We start from the raw sequence: 18,278 nt of genomic DNA, 5'->3' as shown, positions 1-18,278 counted from the left end.
GCGGCCTCGCGCAGTACGGCCTGGGTTCCCTGCTGCCCGAGAAACTGTGGGTCCAGCCGTAGTCGTCACCCCGCGGCTCCAGCAGTAGTCGGTCGCTACCCGGATGAAAGGTAGCCGTGACCCATGAATGCTGAGCCTGCCCCGGAGGTGCGCAACCTTCGCGCCTACATCGGCACACCGCGTGGCGTCGTGCGCGCGGTCGACGACGTGTCCCTGGACCCCCACCACACCCAGGCCCTGGGTGTGGTGGGGAGTCCGGGTCCGGCAAGTCAGTGATGGCACGTGCGATCATGGGTCTGATCATCGCTCGGTCCGGATGCTCGGGCCAGGTGGTGTTCCAGGGCCGGGATCTCCTCAAGGAGCGGGCGGAGAGCCGGGGCAAGCAGATCGCCATGGTGTTCCAGAACCCCGGTCGGTCGCTGAACCCCGTGGTGCGGGTGTAACGGCAGTTGACCGAGGGGACGCGCCGGCGCCTCGGCCTCATCTGCCCCGAAACCCGGGCGCGGGCCCTCGACCTCCGCAAGGAGGTCGGGGTGCCCGATCCGGAACGGCGGCTTTCTGCTGATCACGAGGCACGGTGTCAGCAGCGAGCTGTGCGCTCAGCGCGGACAGCGACCCGGGCTGAACCGCGTACGTGATCGACAGCCCGGTGATGCTGTCGGAGGGCAGCTGATCGAGAAAGCGCACGTCGATCGGAGATCAGCTGACCGAGGCCGATTCGACGGTTCTGCCGCCGTGGCCATCCAGCTCCGCGGCGGGGTGGATCTCCAGGGTCGCCTCCCCGCCGTCCGGTACTTCCACGTCACCGCGTGCCGGCAGCGGCCCCAGGTGGTCGTAGGAGGAGCCAATCCAGTCGATCGTGCCCACAGTGCGGTTCTCGGGGAACGGGAGGACGACCACGAGCACAGACTGCCCGGTCTGATCGCAGTCGGCCAACGATTTCCGTCGGCCGCGACCGGAGGTTCCACCATCGCGATCGTCCAGCGATTTGCGCGTCGGCCCTGGCCGCTGCTCTGGTCCTTGCTGTTTCTCCGATGGCTTGGTCTCAACGTCCGGCCGCTGCATGGGCGGGCTCGGGAGCGGGGGCATGCGAGCCCACCAGCCATAGTTGCAGCTTTCCGTGCGTGATCGGTCACGTTGTGGAGGTTCGCATTAGTGTCGACGTCCAAGATGCCCGACGGGCTAAATGCCCAGGTCGCACCGATGGTCGCGGTGACCAGTGCCCCCGGGGAGGCTCGTACAGCATCCACGCAAATTTCAGCCGAGCCTGGTCGTTTCCGCCCGTCTACCTGCGCTTATCACCCCCAACGTCCGTCCGGCGGGCACGCCGCTCCTGACCGGGGGTGACGCATGATGGCCGCCGAGAGCGCTGCTTTGGCCGACCAGCCCGGGCGGAGCGGCCGGCGGACGGGCGGGACGTGGCGGCTGCCCTCAGCTTCACCGGACGGCTGCGACCATCCGGTGGTGGAGTCCTTTCACCCCCACTCGATTCCGTGGCGCCGCGTGGCGCACTTGAGGTTGTCCCAGCACAGGATGATCGGGGCGTGGAGCTGGTGGTGCGCGGCGACGATCAGCGTTGCGTAGTCGTCCTCGGAGAAGCTGCGGCGCTCGCCTTCGCGGCCGTGGTGGAGAACATCCGGGGTCGCTGGCCGGGCCGGTACAGTAGCCGACCTGCTCGAATGTCCAGCCGCGGTCCAGGCCGAAGATGGGTGAGAGCGCGACCATCGGCGGCTAGATGAGCGCCGGGTGCAGGCCGAGGGTCAGCTCGTCGTTCACCAAGCCGATGATGATTGTTCCCGGGTTCGGGCCCTGCTCGATCCTCCACTCGCGTGGCTCGGGGAACGGACGCACCGGCTCGAACCTGTCAGGATCGCCGTCGTAGCCCCTGCCTGGCACCGTGCTTGCGCGGTGGTAGCGACGCACCCGGGGACTACGGCTGCCGGCGGAGGGGCTACCGAAAGAGCACCGTCCTCACGTCACGCCAGGAACGCGCACAAACGGCTGGCATTCGCTGGTCGGGCAACGCGATTTCACGGCCGGGTCGATGCTCGGCCTTCTGGTCGGAAAATCGATAAACGGGGACGCGTCAGACGGGGACGCGCGTCGAGGACGGGGGTGCCGGCCAGGCAGGGCGAGAGACGCTCATCCTTCGGCGTCGGGAACGAGGTGCGCGGACCCGTTGCGGCGGCCATGGCGACAACGCCGGCGCCGCGCCCTCCCAGCAGGCGCCGCCGGGCGTGGTTCACGGACGAGGCCCGCGCGCCCGCGGCATGACGGGCACCGCTCAGAGCCCGGTTGAAACCCTCGGTGCGGAGCCTTCCCGTCCCAGCGTCGTGGATCTTACGGTGCCGTCTCGCGCGCCGTCCTCGGTGGGTGCCTTCCCGGTCGCCCGCCGGAAGCGCTGACGGTATTCCCCGGGCGTGATTCCGAAACGCTTGCGGAAAGCGATGTGGAAGCCGACCGCACTTTTGTACCCGACCTTCTGGGGTATCGCGCCGAGCGGGATGTCGCTTTCCGCGAGAAGACGCGCGGACTCACGCATCCGGCGGAGGATGAGATGGCTGGACGGGCTCTCGCCGACGATCTCGCGGAAACTGGCCGCGAAGGCCGATCGAGACATGCCGACCTCCCGGGCCAGGGACTCGATCGTCCAGGGCTCGACGAATCGCGTGTACATGATCAGCAGAGCTTTGCTGATGGCCGGGTCCTTCAGCGCGGTGAGCACCTCCGGGCGATCCATCATGCCGCGCAGCAGTGGGTGGAGACTGAGAATGAAGAAGACCTCGAAGATCCGCAGGGTGATCAGGCGCGCCCCGGGCCCGCCGTCCCGGTCCGTGACGAGCTGGTGGATGATGTCCCGCAGCAGTGGTTCCGCCTCCACGGCCTCCCGCTCGAGCGTGAGGATCCACGGCAACGCGTGGTACAGGGAGGACACGGTGTTGGCGTCGTAGTAGAGGCCCGCGCAGAGTATCCGTGTCTGCTCGCCCTCTCCACCGAGAGCCAGCTGGCTCGAGGTCCCCGGCGAGCGGTCGGCGAGCAGGGTCCGCAGCGGCACGCCTCGCCGATCAGGGCGGTCTGAGACCCGGTGCGACCGCCCGGTGGGGAATACCGCCAGGTCCCCCTCTCGCAGTAGGACCGGCCGGGCCCCCTCGGTGCCGATCCAGCACGAGCCCTCGATGACGTAGTGGAGTACGACGCAGTCCGATTCAGAATCACCCTCGATCGACCAGGGAGAATTCAGTAGCCAATGGCTCTGGAACACTCCGGTCAGACGAATCGGATGTAGAAGCTCACCCAGCAGATCGTTTTCCTGGTCCGCTACCTGCACGGGCATGTCCCCGCTCCCTCGGTACTGGCGGCTCGCTCCATTGGACGGTGCCTGCGGAACACCGGGCGTTCGACCGGGTCATCCGCGGTACATCAGTATCCGAGCCTAACCTGTACACAACCGCCAGATTCAGGTCTGCACCTGGTCGCGAAGACGACAATATCATCTTGATCGGGAATCGCGTGGTCTTCGGGGCCGGGGCCCAGGTCAAGCCATGTGACCCCGGGCCCTCGACCGGGTAGGGCGGTGCCGCCGAGGTGACGAGTCTCACGGGCAATGGGGGATTTCCGCTCGGTTCGATCGACATAGCGCCAATGCCACCCGCGCCTGCCCGCGGCCAGTTCGGTGGTGTCCAGGACTGCCGGGTCATCCAGGAAACTCCACTTTTCGTTCGGCGGCCCCCGGGTGGCGCAGGCCCGTTCCGGGGCCCGGACGGGTCCCGGTGGAACTCCCGTTCCCGCAGGCGATGCGGCCACATCGAGCCGACCTCCGACTACGCGCCCGCCCAACCAGCTGCGATTGTCCGCCGCCGCAGGACGGGCCATATTTGGTGACAGTAGAGGCCGGATGTGGTATCAGGGTGCGCAGAGTATCGGACACCCGGGGACGCGCGGGCATCGAGCCGTCCCGGACGCATGGACGTTTGTTAAGTAGCCCTGGTCGATACTTTATTGCCTCCCCGGTTCGGGTGGAGAACCGTTGTCGTGGGCCGGTTCTCGACGGGTACGGGGGGAGGAGCCAGGTCGTGGTTGCAGCCGGGCGCACTTCGGGCAGCGCGTCGGTTCGCGCCGCGAAAGTTCTCGTCGCGGGCGCGGGGATAGGTGGGCTCGCGGCAGCACTGAGCCTGCAGGACGCCGGTTTCGACCGTGTCGTCGTGTTGGAAGCCGCACCTGAACTACGCCCGCTGGGCGCCGGGGTGAACCTGCTGCCCAACGCGGTACGTGAATTGGCCGCGCTCGGCCTTTATCACGATGTCGCGAGGCGGGCGGTGCGGACTGCGGAGATTCGATACCACAACCAGCACGGTGACCTGATCATGGCGGAGCCGCGTGGTCGGGCCGACGGCTACGACTGGCCGCAACTGTCGATCCGACGAGGTGAGCTCCAGCAGGTGCTTCTCGACGCGGTCCGCACCCGGCTCGGTGAATGCGCACTCGTCAGTGACTGCCGCGTGACCGGGGTGTCCAGCCGGTCCGGGGTGCACGTCGACGTCCTGCGCGGCGGTCAGCCCACCAGGCTTACCGCCGATCTGCTGGTCGGCGCGGACGGAATCCACTCCGCCGTTCGGCGGTCGCTCCTCGGCAACGACGGCGAACCGGTCTGGAACGGACAGGTCGTCTGGCGCGGCATGGCCTGGGCTCCGCCGGTGAGCCCGGCGAACAGCATGGTCATCATGGGTGACGGAGTCCGCAAGGCGGTGGTGTACGCGGTGACCCCGCCCCGCGGTGACGGGCATGTGCTGCTCAACTGGGCGGTCTCCCGTCGCTTCGACACCGCTGAGGTCGACCGCTCGGACTGGAACCGGCCGGTGCCGGCCGGGAAGTTCGCCCACGAGTTCGTGGGATGGCGTACCGGCGGGCACCTTCTGACCGACCTGTTCCAGGCCGCGAGCGGATGTTTCGAGTACCCGATGATCGATCGCGACCCGCTGCCCACCTGGAGCCGCGGGCAGGCCACACTGCTCGGCGACGCCGCGCACGCGATGCATCCCATGGGCTCCAACGCGACGACCCAGGCTGTGATCGACGCACGTGCCCTCGCCTACTTCATGGCACTGGAGCCGGATGTCGAACGTGCCCTGACAGCCTACGAACGACATCGGCGCCCGGTGGCCACGCAGGTCCAGATCGCCAATCGGGCGATGGGTCCGGAGGCGGTTATCGACCTGGTCGCCCGCCGCGCACCAGAGGGATTCGCCACCGTCGACGACGTGCTGCCCACCGCCGAACTGCGCGCGATATGCGATCGATACGCCGAACTGGCCGCCTTCGACCGCGGCAGCGTCAACACCAGGTCTCCCTACGACACCCGACGGGCCCGTCTCGTGGGCGCAACCGGGTGATCTCCAGGCGGCGGGACAGCCTCCCGGGCCCCGCCGCGCCCCGACGATTCCCTGTCTGCCACGCGGATCACCGCAGAACTGGTCATCGCAGCGAGAGAGGCAACATGACCCGTACCGGAAGCCAGTATCTTGATTCCCTGCGCGACGGCCGTCAGGTGTGGCTTGACGGCGAACTCGTCAGGGACGTCACGAACCACCCGGCCTTCCAGAACACGGCGCGCTCGATCGCCGAACTCTACGATCTGACCCACGATCCGGGACTCGTCGACGTCCTGACCGTGCGCGGCGACGACGGAAGCACCAGAGAACACCGGGCGTACCGGATTCCGGAGAACTACGAGGACCTGGTCGCCCGGCGCAAGGCGTACAAGGTCTGGGCCGAAGCGAGCTTCGGATACCTCGGGCGCTCGCCCGACTACATGGCCGGCGGCATCGCCGGGTTCCTGGCTGTCCCCGAGGTGTTCGCGGGCGAGTCCTTCGACGGCCGGCAGAACCTCGGTGCCTACCACCGCCGGATGGCCGGCGGCGACCTGTACCAGGCGTTCACCATCACGAACCCGCAGATCGACCGGACGAGGTCCGCCTCCGAGCAGGAGGAGGACGACCTCTACGTCCGGGCGGTGAAGGAGCTCGACGGCGGGATCGTGGTCCGTGGCGCCAAGATGATAGGCACCGCGGCGGTCTTCGGAAACGAGATCATCGTCGGCACCATCGAGCCGTTGCCCCCGCAGGACGTGGACTACGCGCTGTCGTTCTCCGTGCCGATCGACACGCCGGGGCTGAAGCTCGTCTCTCGTGCCTCGTACGAGGCTTCGGCGCGAAGCGTGTTCGACAATCCGCTGTCCTCCCGGTTCGACGAGAACGACGCGTTACTGGTGTGCGACGACGTCTTCGTCCCCTGGGACCGCGTGCTGGTGTACCGGGACACCCGTGCCGCGCTGCTGCAGTGGTGGGGCACGGCGGCCTACGCGAACTTCGTGCATCAGGCGGCGACACGGTTCTGGACGAAGCTCGAGTTCCTGTCCGGGCTCGCCATCCTCATCGCGAAGGCGAACAACACCTATGAGCTGCCGCCGGTGCAGAACCAGATCGGGAAGATCCTCGGCTGGCTGACCGTCGCGAGGTCGATGGTCCTCGCCGCCGAGGCGGCCTGGGAACCCGTACCGGGGGGCAGCGGGGTACGGATCAACAACGAGATCGCATCCGCACACCGGGCCATGGCCGGCGAGATCTACCCGAAGATCGTCCAGGAGGTCAAGCTCCTTGCCGGTGGCGGGCTCATCCAGCTCCCCGCGTCCGGCCTCGACCTGCGTCACCCCGAGATGGGCGGCCTGATCGCGAAGTACGTGCGTTCGCCGGGGCATCCTGCCGAACGGCGGATCAAGCTCCTGAAGCTCGCGTGGGATGCGCTCGGCTCGGAGTTCGCCGGCCGGCACGAGCAGTACGAACGCTTTTACCACGGCGCGCCGCACGTCTATTTTCCGATGATTCTGCGCGACAGCCGGCCGGAACTTCTGGAGCAGCTCGTCGAGAGGTGCATGCAGGGCTATGACCTTCCCGCCGGGCCAGCGCTGACGAGCTAGCCGAAACAGGTGATACCTTTTGGAAAAATCTGCCCGTAGCGCCCTGACGCTGCTCGCCGGCACCCAGTTCCTCCTGATTCTGGACACGGCGATCATAAATGTCGCGGCGCCGTCGATCGGGGACGAGTTCGACGTCTCGGCGGCGACTCTGTCCTGGGTGGCCAACGCCTATCTGGTGACGTTCGGCGGGCTGTTGCTGCTCAGTGGTCGTCTGGCGGACCTGTTCGGGCGCAGGCGGCTGTTCCTCACGGGTCTGGCCGTCCTGGTCGCCGCGTCGCTGACCGGCGCGGTGGCGCAGACGGCCTCGTGGCTGATCGCCGCCCGTGCGGTGCAGGGTGCCGGTGCGGCTCTGGCGGCGGCCGCGGCGTTCGCCCTGCTGCTCAGCCTGTTCCCGGACGGCCCCGACCGTCATCGGGCGCTGGGCGTGTTCGCGGCGATGGCCGGCGCGGGCGGCGCCGCGGGAACCGTGCTCGGCGGCGTGCTCACGAGCTGGTTGACCTGGCGGTCCACGTTCGGGTTGAACGTGGTCGCTGGCCTCGTGCTCGTCGGGTCGGCTCTTCGGTCGCTGGCGCCGGACACGCGTCCGTCGGCACGCCTCGGCTTCGACCTCGGTGGCGCACTGTCCGTCACCTCGGGGCTCGCGCTGCTCGCCTACAGCCTGGTGAACACGGGGGTGGCCGGCTGGACCTCGCCGCGGACCCTCGTACCCGGCGTGACGGCGGTGGTTCTCCTGGCGGTCTTCGTCTGGCTGGAGGGCAGGGTGCGTGTTCCCCTGGTTCCGGCCGCGGTCGTGCGGAGGCCGGTCCTACGCCGGGCGAACCTCCTCTCTGCGCTCGGGCAGGTCGTGCTCTTTCCGATGTTCTTCCTCGTCAGTGTGTATCTGCAGGATGTTCTCGGTTACTCACCGGTCGCGGGCGGCAGCGCGCTGCTCCCGTTGTGCGTCGTGGTCATTCTGGTGGCTTCCAACGCGGACCGGCTGATCGGCGGCCTCGGGCTCCGGCCGGCGATGACCGCGGGCTATGTGCTCGTGGCCGTCGGCATGGCGTGGCTGTCGCTGCTGTCTCCCGATGGCTCGTTCACCGGGGACATCCTCCTGCCCAGCCTGATCCTCGGGGTCGGCCTTCCGCTGGTTGCCATCACCACGAACGTCGCGGCGACCGCGGACGCCGGGCCGGAGGAGATCGGCCTCGCCTCCGGGCTGATCAACACCAGTCAGCAGTTCGGCTCGGTCATCGGTCTGGCCGTGCTGAGCGGTATCGCCAGCGCGCGCGTCTCCGCCGAGGGCGGTCCGGACGATCCCGCGGCGCTCACCAGTGGATTCGCCGTCGCGTTCATCGTCGCCTCCGCCATCGCGCTGCTGTCCGCCCTCTACGCGGCGGTGCCACGGACGGCGAGACCACAGCAGGAGCCGACCCGGGAAAGGCCACCGGTGTCGATGGCCGCACCAGGCGACAGGGAGAGCTGAGCCCCCTGGGGGCTGCATCACGACACAGCGACCGGTGCGTCCGCGGCCGCCGCCGGCCCACGACAGCACAGCGACGAAAGGGCGAGAAACCATGTCAGAGGACCGCACATATCTGGTGATCGGAGCGCGTGGCTTCCAGGGAGACGCCGTGGCCCGAGCCCTGCTCGCCGAGGGCCTCGATGTCCGCGGGTTCGCCCGGGGCTCTGGTGCACCGGCCCCCGGCGCACCAGAGCTTCCGACCGTTCTGGGCGACCTCGCCGAGCTCGACGACGTCCGCAAGGCCTTTGTCGGCGTCACGCACGCATCCGTGGTGCTGCCGCTGGTCTACGACGTGGACCTGGTCCAGACCTATGCGCGCAATGTGGCCGCCGCCGCGCGTGAGGCGGGCGTGACCCGACTGGTCTACAACACCAACACCCCGTTGCCGGGGCAGGTCACCCCGTACGCGGCCTATGAGACCCGCCGCGCCGCCGAGGCCGTGCTGGCGGACGGTGATCTGCCGACGGTCGTGCTGCGCCCGCCGGTGTACCTGGACAACCTGTTCAGCCCGTGGAACGGGCCCGCGCTGATCAACGACGGGGTGCTGGCCTATCCGCTGCCCGAGGGGCGCAGGGTCTCCTGGCTCTCGCACGCGGACCTGGCCACGGCCACCCTCGCGGCCCTGCGCGGTGAGGGGCTCGAGGGAACGGTGCTGTCGTTGGGCGGCCCCGACACGGTGACGGGAGGAGAGCTGGCACAGGTGTTCGCCGCCGTGCTCGGCAGGGACGTCGCCTACGTTCCGCTGGAGGTGAACGACTTCGAGACGGGGCTGCGGACGGTGCTCGCCACGCCTGCCGCGGCAGGCGTGGCGGGAATCTACCGGTGGGCCTGCACCGGCGGTGACGCCGAGCTCTTCGTCGCCGACCACGACGAGGTCGAGCGTGTCCTGGGCATCCGCCTCACCCCGATCAACGAGTGGGTCGCCGCCCAGCCCTGGAAAATATGGGCGGCCGCCAGCTCGAACGGCGCCGGGACGCCGGATCCGGTCAGAGCCGACCATGGCAGTTGAGTGTCCCGGGGAGAGGCGGGAGGGCTCGGTCACCGTCGAAGGACGGGAGAGCGCGGTTGCCGTCATCGGCATGGGCTGTGAGCTGCCGTCCGCCCGTGGTCCGCGGGAGCTGTGGCGTCTGCTGGCCGAGGCGCGCGATGCGGTCGGGCCGGCCCGGTCCGGGACCGGTCTGCGGCGGGCCGGGCACATCGACGGCGCCGGCTGTTCCGACCTGACCCGCTTCGGTATCGATCCCGACGAGGCGGCCCGGATGGATCCCCAGCAGCACGTGCTGCTGCGGGTCGTGCACGACGCCATCGCGGACGCCGGCCTCGACCCGGCCGGCATCGCCGGGAGCCCCACAGCCGTCTGTGTCGGGCAGTCCGCCTCGGACTTCTGGGATCTCCGGTCCCGGTCCGCCGGGCTCGACCTGGGTGACTTCGTGGGCTCCCACCAGCGCGGCCTTCTCTCCGGGCGGGTGAGTCACACGTTCGATCTCCGAGGGCCCTCCGTCACTGTGGACGCGGCGCAGGCGTCCTCCCTGGTGGCGGTCCACCTGGCCTGCCGCAGCCTGCGCGCGGGGGACGCGGAGCTGGCCCTTGCCGGCGGCGTCAGCCTGCTGTCGGGCCGGCAGGCCGGTGTCATGCTCGGTCGCGGCGGGGTGCTCTCCCCCGACGGGCGGTGCAAGTTCGGCGACGCGTCCGCCGACGGCTTCGTGCGGGCCGAGGGGGCCGGCGTGGTGCTGCTCAAGCCGCTGGCCCGCGCGCTGTTGGACGGCGACCGTGTGCGCGCCGTCATCGCCGGCAGCGCAGTCACCAATGACGGCCGGGACAAGGAGACGCTGCTGCACCCCTCGGAGAAGGGCCAGGCCGAAGCGATGCGTCGTGCCTACCTGGACGCCGGGATCGCGCCCGCCGAGGTCGACTATGTCGAGGCGCACGGCACCGGCACCCGGATCGACGTGGCGGAGCTGCGCGCGCTCACCGCCGTGCTGGGGCAGGGGCGCCCGGCCGGCCGACCCTGCCTGGTCGGCTCGCTCAAGTCCAACATTGGCCACGCCGAGGCCGCGGGCGGCGTCGCCGGGCTCATCAAGACCGTGCTGTGCCTGGAGCACGGAGCCGTTCCCGCCAGCCTCCACTTCACCACTCCCCACCCGGCGGTCGACTGGGACCGTGTTCCCCTCGCCGTGCCGACCATCCTGACCAGGCTGCCGGACCGGGGAACGCCCGTCGTCGCGGCGGTCAACGGCCAGGGTGTTTCCTCGACCAACGTTCACGTGGTACTCACGACGACCCCGGAAAAAAGGGCGCCCGGCGGGCGACCGTAATCCGGGCGTCGGCAGGTGCGGGCCTTTCCATGCCACTTTTCTGGCTCGCCTCGCTGCTGTTCCCCAGAACATCCTGGAGGCAACGATGTTTTTCCGTGGCTCCTTACTTCACGGAAACGACATACAGATCGAGCATGTACGCGCCATTGATCCGCTCGGTGCCGACGAGGTGTGCGGCCGGCTTCCTGAGATGAACCGGCGTGCCGACGTCACGAGCCTGGTCGGATCGCTGCGCGACCTCCTGCCGGACGCACGCGGACTGGCGGACCTCGACATGGACGACTGCCTGGCGGCCATGCGGGACGTCGGCCTCTTCCTCGGATCGATCAAGCGGCACGGCCACGAACCGGTCGGGCTGGTCCCCGAGGTGGGCCCGCTCCTGGTCGAACTCGGAAACAGGACCGATCTCGTCCCCAGGGACATCGTGCATCACTACTGCACCTGGAACCCGCTCTGCGAGCGGCAGCGCATGTACACGGGAGACGCCCAGGAGAACCATCTGCAGAACGCCGTGCGCATCGTTTTTCCCCACCTGCGTGCGGCGCTGGAGATGTGCCACATTCTCCGTGACGTGGAGCCCGCCGATCCGAAGTTCGCGGTGCTGGCGGACGCGCTTGACCGGGAGTTGCAGCCGATGGTTGAGGCGATCAAACTGGTCGGCGAACACGTGAGCCCACAGTTCTTCGCCCGCACACTGCGCCCCTATTTCGAGGACGTGGAAGTGGACGGGCGGAAGTACCTGGGGCCCGCCGCGGCGCAGGTTCCGTTGTGGCTGGTCGACGAGGCGGTGTGGGCCTCCGACCGCGGGGAGCGGAACTATCTGGACTTCCTCGACCATTCGGTGCCCTACAGCCTGCCGCGATGGCGGGAACTACACACGGCCTGGGTCGGCACCTCATCGCTGGTCACAGCTGTGATCGACGCCTACGGCGACGATCGCAGCACCGCGGACCGCGCAGCGCCCACTCTGGTCTCCAGCGCCCGTGCGCTCGCCCGGGTGCTGCGCACCATGCTCGTCTTCCGGGGACGCCACCTCACCATCGCGCGGCAGGCCTATCAGGAGGATCTGCGGCTCTACCCGGTCGGCAGCGGTGGCGCCAGCGTCGACCTGCTACGCGAGATCATCGTCCTGACCAGGCAGAACTCCCAGGTCACCAAGGAGATGAGCGGGCCGGACACCCGTGCTCGGGCAGCCGGGGCCGCCACGTGAGAATCGTCATCGCCGGGGCGGGGATAGGCGGGCTATCGGCGGCTCTGAGCCTGCGGGCAGCCGGATTCTCCGATGTCACCCTGCTGGAGTCGGTGCCCCGGATCCGACCGCTCGGGGTCGGCCTGAACATCCTTCCCAACGCCGTGCGCGAGCTCGACGAGCTCGGCCTGCTGGAACGGCTCGCCGAGGTCGCGGTGATGACCGGGAGCCTTTCCTACTACAACCGTTTCGGCTCGCTGATCTGGAACGAGCCCAGAGGACTCGCGGCCGGTTACCGCTGGCCCCAGCTGTCGGTTCCCAGAGGGCGGCTGCACAGTGTGCTGCTCGAAGCCGTCCGGGAACGCCTCGGGCACGATGCGGTCGTCCTGGACGCGAGGGTGACCGACTTCGAGAACACGCCGATCGGCGAGGTGGCGATCGGTGTGGAACACCGTGGCGCCACCGCATCCCGCCGGTACGCGGACCTGCTGATCGGCGCCGACGGCATCCACTCCGCGGTCCGGGCCGCCATGCACCCACGCGACGGCGGGCCGCGGTGGAACGGTTTCGTCGTCTGGCGGGGCACCGCGTGGGCGCGTCCCTTCCTCGACGGCCGCACGATGATCATCGCCGGTGACCGTGGCCGCCGTGCCGTGGTCTATCCCATGTCCAGACCGCTGCAGCCCGCGGATCCGGTGCTGATGAACTGGGCCGTGGCCCGGCAGGCACGGGAGGGTGAAGTGGTCGACCGGGCCGACTGGAACCGCCCGGTCGAGCCCGGGCGGTTCATCGAGGACTTCGCCGACCTGGCGTACGACTGGCTCGACATCCCCCGGCTGGTCCTGTCGGCAGAACAGGCGCTGGAGTATCCCATGGTGGACCTCGACCCGCTACCGGGCTGGACCAGCGGCCGGGTCGTCCTGCTCGGCGATGCCGCGCACGCCATGCACCCGATGGGATCCAACGGCGCCACCCAGTCCATCGTGGACGGCCGGGCGCTCGCCGGCGCGCTGGCGGGACATCCGGACCTGGACGAGGCACTTGCGGCCTATGACCGCCGGCGTCGGCCCACCATGGCGGAACTGCAGGGGGCGGGCCGCAGAAGAGGACCGGAAATGGTGATCGACATGGCCGACGAGCGCGCCCCGAACGGGTTCGAGTCCGTCGAGGACGTGATCCCGGCCGAAGAGCTCGACGCGCTGTCGCGCTCCTATGCCCGTCAGGGTGGCTTCGACCCGCACACCGTGAACACCCGTGCGTCCTATCTGGCCGGCCCGGTCGCCGGGCAGCGAGGCGGTGGCGGGTGAGGATCGACGTGTACTCCGACATCTCGTGCCCATGGTGCTACCTCGCCGTGCGCAACCTCCGTGCCGCGACCGCCCAGTACGGCGAGGAGCGCATCGAGGTTCTTGCTCACCCCTATCAGATCGACGGGGAGAATCCGGAACGACCCGTCCCGGTCCTGGACTTCCTCGGCCGCAAGTACGGGCCTGACCGGGCCCGCCGCATGAGCGAGAAGGTCACCGCCGCCGGCGCGGGGCTCGGCGTGCGGTTCAACAACGAGAAGGCACTCGCGGTGAACACCGTCCACGCGCACCGCCTGCTCTGGATGGCCGGGCGCGAGTACGGATGGCGGGTACGCGCCGATGTCGAGGAGAACCTCTTCGCGGAGTGGTTCGTCCACGGCGGGAACGTCGCAGACGCCGAGGTGCTCGTGCGGTGCGCCGTCGCGGCGGGCGTGGCGCCCGCGCGCGCCGAGCGGCTCGTCGCCTCGGACGAGTACCTGGCCGCGGTGCGGGCCAGGATCACCGAGACCCGCGTCGAGTGCGCCGCGGTCCCCGTAGTCGTGTTCGACCGGAGCACCCGGATCGAGCACTACCAGTCGTCCTCCCGTTACCTCGCCGCCCTGCTGGCTGCTGCTCGTACCGACGCGTCCGGGAGTGAGAGATCGTGACAACACCCGTTGGTCACCGTGGCCGGCCGGACGCCGGGCCGCGACCGCCGCGTGCCGGGTCGATCCGCAGACTCCGCCAGGCACACCGCACCCCCACGCCAGTCTTCCCACCGCCGGGGCGGCACCGATGAGCGTCCTGGCGGAGATCCTGGCGTCTCAGCGCGCCGAGCTGCCCCGGCGGATGGCGCAGGTCGGCATCGCCGGCCTGCGGCGCCGGGCGGAGGACCGACCGACGCGGCTGTCGGGCGCTCAGATCATCACGTCGCTGCGCGCGCCCGAGGGTGTGCGGGTGATCGCCGAGGTGAAGCGCAACAGCCCCGCACGGGGCGTACTGGCCCCGATCGCGGATCCGGCCGCGCTGGCGGCGGCCTATGCCACGGGCGGAGCCGCCGCGATCAGCGTTCTCACCGAGCCGCGGTTCTTCGGCGGGACGCTCGACGATCTCGCGGCTGTCCGGGAAGGGGTCGGTGTCCCGGTGCTGCGCAAGGACTTCGTCGTGCATCCGTACCAGGTCGTGGAGGCCGCCGCGTATGGCGCGGATCTGGTGCTGCTCATCGTCGCCGCGCTCGAGCCGCGCGAGCTGGCGAGCCTGCTGAACGAGGCGGCCGACTGCGGCCTGGCGGCGCTGGTCGAGGTGCACTCGGAGGCGGAGCTGGCCGTGGCGGTCGACGCCGGGGCGCAGATCGTCGGCGTCAACGCCCGTGACCTGACCACGCTCGCCGTCGACCGCGGCATCCTCACGAGGCTGGCACACGCGATCCCGGGCGATGTGGTCCGCGTCGCGGAGTCCGGGGTACGGGGGCCCGACGACGTCCGGGCCTATGCGGCGGCGGGCGCGGACGCGGTCCTGGTCGGCTCGTCGCTCGTCGTCAGTGGGCAGCCGGCCGACGCGGTGGCCGCGCTGGTCGAGGCCGGACGGCGGGCGGTCCCGTGCTGACCGGGAACCCGCTGCGCGGCGACGTCGACTACCTCGATGTGGTCGTCGAGGCGCTGGCCGCCCCCGCGGGCGTCCTGCCGGACCGGGCGGGGCACTTCGGCCGGTTCGGCGGCCAGTTCATGCCGGAGGCGCTGATGGCGACCCTCACCGAACTGACCCGGGCCTACCACGGCGCGCGCACGGATCCCGCGTTCCTCGCCGACTTCGCCCGCCTCCTGACGGGGTACGCGGGCCGGCCGAGCCTGCTCACCGAGGCCACCCGCCTCGCGGCCGGCACCCGGGCGCGCATCCTGCTCAAGCGCGAGGATCTCAACCACACCGGATCACACAAGATCAACAATGTGCTCGGCCAGGCTCTGCTGGCCCGTTCCATGGGCAAGAGCCGTCTGATCGCCGAGACGGGGGCAGGTCAGCACGGCGTGGCCACCGCCACCGCGGCGGCGCTGCTCGGGCTGGAGTGCGTCGTCTACATGGGCGCCGAGGACACCCGCCGCCAAGCGCTCAACGTGGCCAGGATGGCCGTCCTCGGAGCGACCGTGGTACCGGTCGACACCGGCAGCCGCACGCTCAAGGACGCGATCAACGAGGCGCTGCGCGACTGGGTGACGAACGCCGGCACCACCCACTACCTGCTCGGCACGGCGGCGGGCGCACATCCGTTCCCAGCGATGGTCCGGGACTTCCACCGCGTCATCGGAGTGGAGACCCGGCGGCAGATGCGCGTCGCGCACGGCGCGCTTCCGGACGCGGTCGTGGCCTGCGTCGGCGGGGGGTCCAACGCAATCGGCGCGTTCCATCCCTTTCTGCAGGACGAGTCGGTGCGGCTGTACGGCATGGAGGCCGGCGGCGCGGGCGACGGCTCCCCCCGCCATGCCGCGTCCATCACCGGAGGCTCGGTGGGGGTGCTCCACGGCGCGCGCACCTACCTGCTCCAGGACGAGTTCGGGCAGACGCGGGAGAGCCACTCCATCTCCGCGGGGCTGGACTACCCGGGTGTCGGGCCCGAACACGCGATGCTGCGCGACCAGGGGCGGGTGAACTACGAACGGGTGACCGACGACGAGGCCATGGCAGCCTTCCGGCTGCTGAGCCGAACCGAGGGCATCATCCCGGCGATCGAGTCCGCGCACGCGGTGGCCGGCGCGTTGCGGCTGGCGCCCCGGCTCGCCGCCGAGCTGGGCCGGGAACCACTGGTGGTCGTCTGCCTGTCCGGCCGGGGAGACAAGGACATGGGCACCGCGGCCGGCTACTTCGGACTTCAGGGGAGCGACGGGTGACCGGGCACGACGGCGGCACGGATCAGCACACCGGTGCCACGGACCGGCTCACCGCTGCGCTGCGCGACGCCGGAGCCCAGGGGCGCGCGGCACTGGTCGGATACCTGCCCGCGGGGTTCCCGTCCGCCCGCGCGACGGTGGCGGCGGCGCAGGCCATGGCCGAGTCCGGTGTCGACATCATCGAGCTGGGCCTGCCCTACAGCGACCCGGTGATGGACGGCCCGGTGATCCAGCGGGCCACCGCGGCGGCCCTGGCCGCCGGCTTCACCACCGACGACCTGTTCGACATCGTCGCGGCGGTCACCGGCCGGAACGTTCCGGTCCTGTGCATGACCTACTGGAACCTGGTGGAACGCTATGGCGTCGCGAGGTTCGCGAGCCGGCTCGCGCAGGCGGGCGGGCACGGGCTGGTGACCCCGGACCTCATCCCGGAGGAGGCCGGCACCAGCGGTTGGAGCGCTGCCTCGGCCGAGTCCGGGCTGCACCGCGTGTACCTGGTCGCCCCGTCCTCCACCCGGGAACGGATCAGTCTGACCGCGCAGGCCTCGACGGGTTTCGTGTATGCGGCATCCCTCATGGGGGTGACCGGGACGGGCGGGGCGCAGGCCGCCGTCGCCGCCGGGCTGGTGCGCAGGGTCCGCGCGGCGCGGGACATCCCGGTGTGCGTGGGGCTCGGCGTGTCCACCCCGCAGCAGGCCGCCGCCATCGCGCCCGAGTGCGACGGGGTGATCGTCGGAGCGGCCTTCGTGCGACGGCTGCTGGACGCGGACTCGGAGGCCGCGGGCATCCGGGCGGTGGGCCGCCTCGCCGCCGACCTGGCGCGAGGGGTTCGCGGGGCCTAGCCGGCGAGGCGCGGGTGTGGCGCGGTGGCGGCGGACGCTGTCGGCACATCGCCAGCCGGTCGCGTGCCGGCCAGCCTGGCGCTGACCGCGGCCCAGCGTTCCAGCAACGCCTGGGCGTGGCCCTCGTCGATCGCCCGCTCGGCCCTGGCGAGCTGCGCCCCGATGCGTGCCGCCACCGGCTCGGCGCTGGGCACGGCAGCAGCCAGTCCGGCCGCGGCGGACAGCAGCACGGCGTCGCGGACGGGTCCGCGCGAGCCGGCGAACACCTCGCGGGCCACAGTCGCGTTGTGTTCCGGGTCCCCGCCACGCAGCGCATCAGGTCCCGCTCGGTGGATGCCGACCGCCCGGGGGTCGAACGCCTCCGCGCGAACCGTTCCGTCCTGCACCGCCCACACCTGCGAGGTGGTAGTCACGGTCAGCTCATCGAGACCATCGTCGCCGCGGAACACCAGGGCGCGGGCGCCACGCTCGGCCAGCACGCCGGCGACCACGGGGATTATCCGCCGGTCGGCGACACCGACCGCGCAGGCGGCGGGTACGGCCGGGTTGCTCAACGGGCCCAGCACGTTGAAGGCGGTCGGGAGGCCCAGTGCGCGGCGGACGGGCGACGCGTGGCGCATCGCGGGATGGAACACCGGAGCGAAACAGAACGCTATTCCGACCTCGTCGAGCGATGCCGGCACGGCCGAGGCCGGCAGGTCGATCGCCACGCCGAGCTGTTCGAGCAGATCGGCGGAACCGCATCGTGAGGACGAGGAGCGGTTTCCGTGCTTGACAATACGGGCCCCGGCGGCCGCGGCGACGACCGCCGACATGGTGGAGATGTTCACCGTGCCGCCGTGGTCTCCACCCGTGCCGACGATGTCCAGGACCGGGCCGTCGACCTGGACGGGCACGGCGTGGCGGAGCATCGCGCGCAGCAGCGCGTCCAGTTCGGCGACCGTCTCGCCCTTGGCGCGCAGAGCGACCAGGAACCCGGCGAGCCGGGCGTCGTCCGCCGCGCCCCGCATGACCTCGTTCATGACCCACTCGACGTCCGGCCCGGCGAGATCCCGGCCTTTCGTGAGCGCGGACAGGATCGAGGTCCAGCGGGCCGCGTCGGTAACAGGACGTCTCTCCTGCTCGGCCATGGCTGTCTCCCTCCGTCTGGTGGAAGTCAGGCTGTCAGCGCCTGCGCCGGGTCACAAGACCGCCACGGGCCGGTGCGGCCGGTCCATTTCGACAGCGCCGCCGGTGCGGCGATCAGCGAGCGAATCTTCTGGAACCTGGAAGAGAAGAAATGTCGAG

Annotated in this window: 17 protein-coding genes; 13 read left to right on the top strand and 4 right to left on the bottom strand. The window is 70.2% G+C overall.

The features are described from left to right. Positions 1–123: 123 nt before the first annotated feature. Positions 124–276, top strand: a complete 153-nt coding sequence (locus E0504_RS53155; protein ID WP_235015122.1) for a hypothetical protein — start codon at positions 124–126, stop codon at positions 274–276. Then, positions 276–443, top strand: a complete 168-nt coding sequence (locus E0504_RS53150; protein WP_243657971.1) for a hypothetical protein — start codon at positions 276–278, stop codon at positions 441–443. Before E0504_RS53155 ends, E0504_RS53150 begins: the two co-directional genes overlap by 1 nt. 256 nt (positions 444–699) lie before the next feature. Here the strand turns inward: E0504_RS53150 and E0504_RS47525 are convergent, their stop codons facing one another. The 3 genes from E0504_RS47525 to E0504_RS47515 all read right to left on the bottom strand — a co-directional run bounded on the left by E0504_RS47525 (position 700) and on the right by E0504_RS47515 (position 3,334). Beyond that, positions 700–936, bottom strand: a complete 237-nt coding sequence (locus E0504_RS47525; RefSeq protein ID WP_131627809.1) for a hypothetical protein — start codon at positions 934–936, stop codon at positions 700–702. A gap of 795 nt (positions 937–1,731) precedes the next feature. Continuing rightward, complete coding sequence (locus tag E0504_RS47520) at positions 1,732–1,896, bottom strand: hypothetical protein (protein WP_306769417.1); 165 nt, start codon at positions 1,894–1,896, stop codon at positions 1,732–1,734. 388 nt (positions 1,897–2,284) lie between these two features. Further along, positions 2,285–3,334: an AraC family transcriptional regulator gene (locus E0504_RS47515; protein WP_112108195.1), complete on the bottom strand. Its 1,050-nt coding sequence runs from the start codon at positions 3,332–3,334 to the stop codon at positions 2,285–2,287. A 739-nt stretch (positions 3,335–4,073) separates the two neighbouring features. Between E0504_RS47515 and E0504_RS47510 the strand changes: the two genes are divergently transcribed. The 11 genes from E0504_RS47510 to trpA all read left to right on the top strand — a co-directional run bounded on the left by E0504_RS47510 (position 4,074) and on the right by trpA (position 16,991). Further along, complete coding sequence (locus tag E0504_RS47510; protein ID WP_112108196.1) at positions 4,074–5,390, top strand: flavin-dependent oxidoreductase; 1,317 nt, start codon at positions 4,074–4,076, stop codon at positions 5,388–5,390. A gap of 104 nt (positions 5,391–5,494) precedes the next feature. After that, complete coding sequence (locus E0504_RS47505; protein WP_112108197.1) at positions 5,495–6,973, top strand: 4-hydroxyphenylacetate 3-hydroxylase family protein; 1,479 nt, start codon at positions 5,495–5,497, stop codon at positions 6,971–6,973. A gap of 19 nt (positions 6,974–6,992) precedes the next feature. After that, positions 6,993–8,438 carry an MFS transporter gene (locus E0504_RS47500; RefSeq protein WP_131627807.1) on the top strand — a complete coding sequence of 482 codons (1,446 nt, stop codon included), beginning with the start codon at positions 6,993–6,995 and terminating at the stop codon, positions 8,436–8,438. Positions 8,439–8,529: 91 nt separating this feature from the next. Next, positions 8,530–9,486, top strand: coding sequence for an SDR family oxidoreductase (locus E0504_RS47495; protein WP_112108199.1), 957 nt, complete (start codon positions 8,530–8,532; stop codon positions 9,484–9,486). Continuing rightward, a complete protein-coding gene (locus tag E0504_RS47490; protein WP_131627805.1) occupies positions 9,476–10,792 on the top strand; it encodes a polyketide synthase in 1,317 nt (438 codons plus the stop codon). The genes E0504_RS47495 and E0504_RS47490 overlap by 11 nt, the downstream gene beginning before the upstream one ends. An 85-nt stretch (positions 10,793–10,877) precedes the next feature. Then, the gene (locus tag E0504_RS47485) at positions 10,878–12,002 is read left to right on the top strand and encodes a monodechloroaminopyrrolnitrin synthase PrnB family protein (protein WP_131627803.1); all 1,125 of its coding nucleotides are present in this window, start codon (positions 10,878–10,880) and stop codon (positions 12,000–12,002) included. After that, positions 11,999–13,288 carry a flavin-dependent oxidoreductase gene (locus tag E0504_RS47480; protein WP_131627801.1) on the top strand — a complete coding sequence of 430 codons (1,290 nt, stop codon included), beginning with the start codon at positions 11,999–12,001 and terminating at the stop codon, positions 13,286–13,288. Before E0504_RS47485 ends, E0504_RS47480 begins: the two co-directional genes overlap by 4 nt. Next, on the top strand, positions 13,285–13,935 hold the full coding sequence (locus E0504_RS47475; protein ID WP_131627799.1) for a DsbA family protein: 651 nt from the start codon (positions 13,285–13,287) through the stop codon (positions 13,933–13,935). Before E0504_RS47480 ends, E0504_RS47475 begins: the two co-directional genes overlap by 4 nt. A 127-nt stretch (positions 13,936–14,062) precedes the next feature. Continuing rightward, a complete protein-coding gene (trpC, locus tag E0504_RS47470; RefSeq protein ID WP_131627797.1) occupies positions 14,063–14,872 on the top strand; it encodes an indole-3-glycerol phosphate synthase TrpC in 810 nt (269 codons plus the stop codon). Continuing rightward, positions 14,866–16,149 carry a tryptophan synthase subunit beta gene (gene trpB / locus E0504_RS47465; protein ID WP_207974720.1) on the top strand — a complete coding sequence of 428 codons (1,284 nt, stop codon included), beginning with the start codon at positions 14,866–14,868 and terminating at the stop codon, positions 16,147–16,149. The genes trpC and trpB overlap by 7 nt, the downstream gene beginning before the upstream one ends. Continuing rightward, positions 16,146–16,991, top strand: coding sequence for a tryptophan synthase subunit alpha (gene trpA, locus E0504_RS47460; protein ID WP_112108205.1), 846 nt, complete (start codon positions 16,146–16,148; stop codon positions 16,989–16,991). Before trpB ends, trpA begins: the two co-directional genes overlap by 4 nt. On the opposite strand, the gene trpD is transcribed toward trpA, so the two are convergent. After that, entirely contained in the window at positions 16,988–18,121 is a 1,134-nt protein-coding gene (trpD, locus tag E0504_RS47455; protein ID WP_131627795.1) for an anthranilate phosphoribosyltransferase, read from the bottom strand. The two genes, trpA and trpD, sit on opposite strands and share 4 nt — an antisense overlap. Between the last annotated feature and the right edge of the window lie 157 nt (positions 18,122–18,278).

The organism is Parafrankia sp. BMG5.11 (assembly GCF_004337455.1).
The sequence above is the reverse complement of the archived record's forward strand: the minus strand, read 5'-3'. Positions and strand labels throughout refer to the sequence as shown.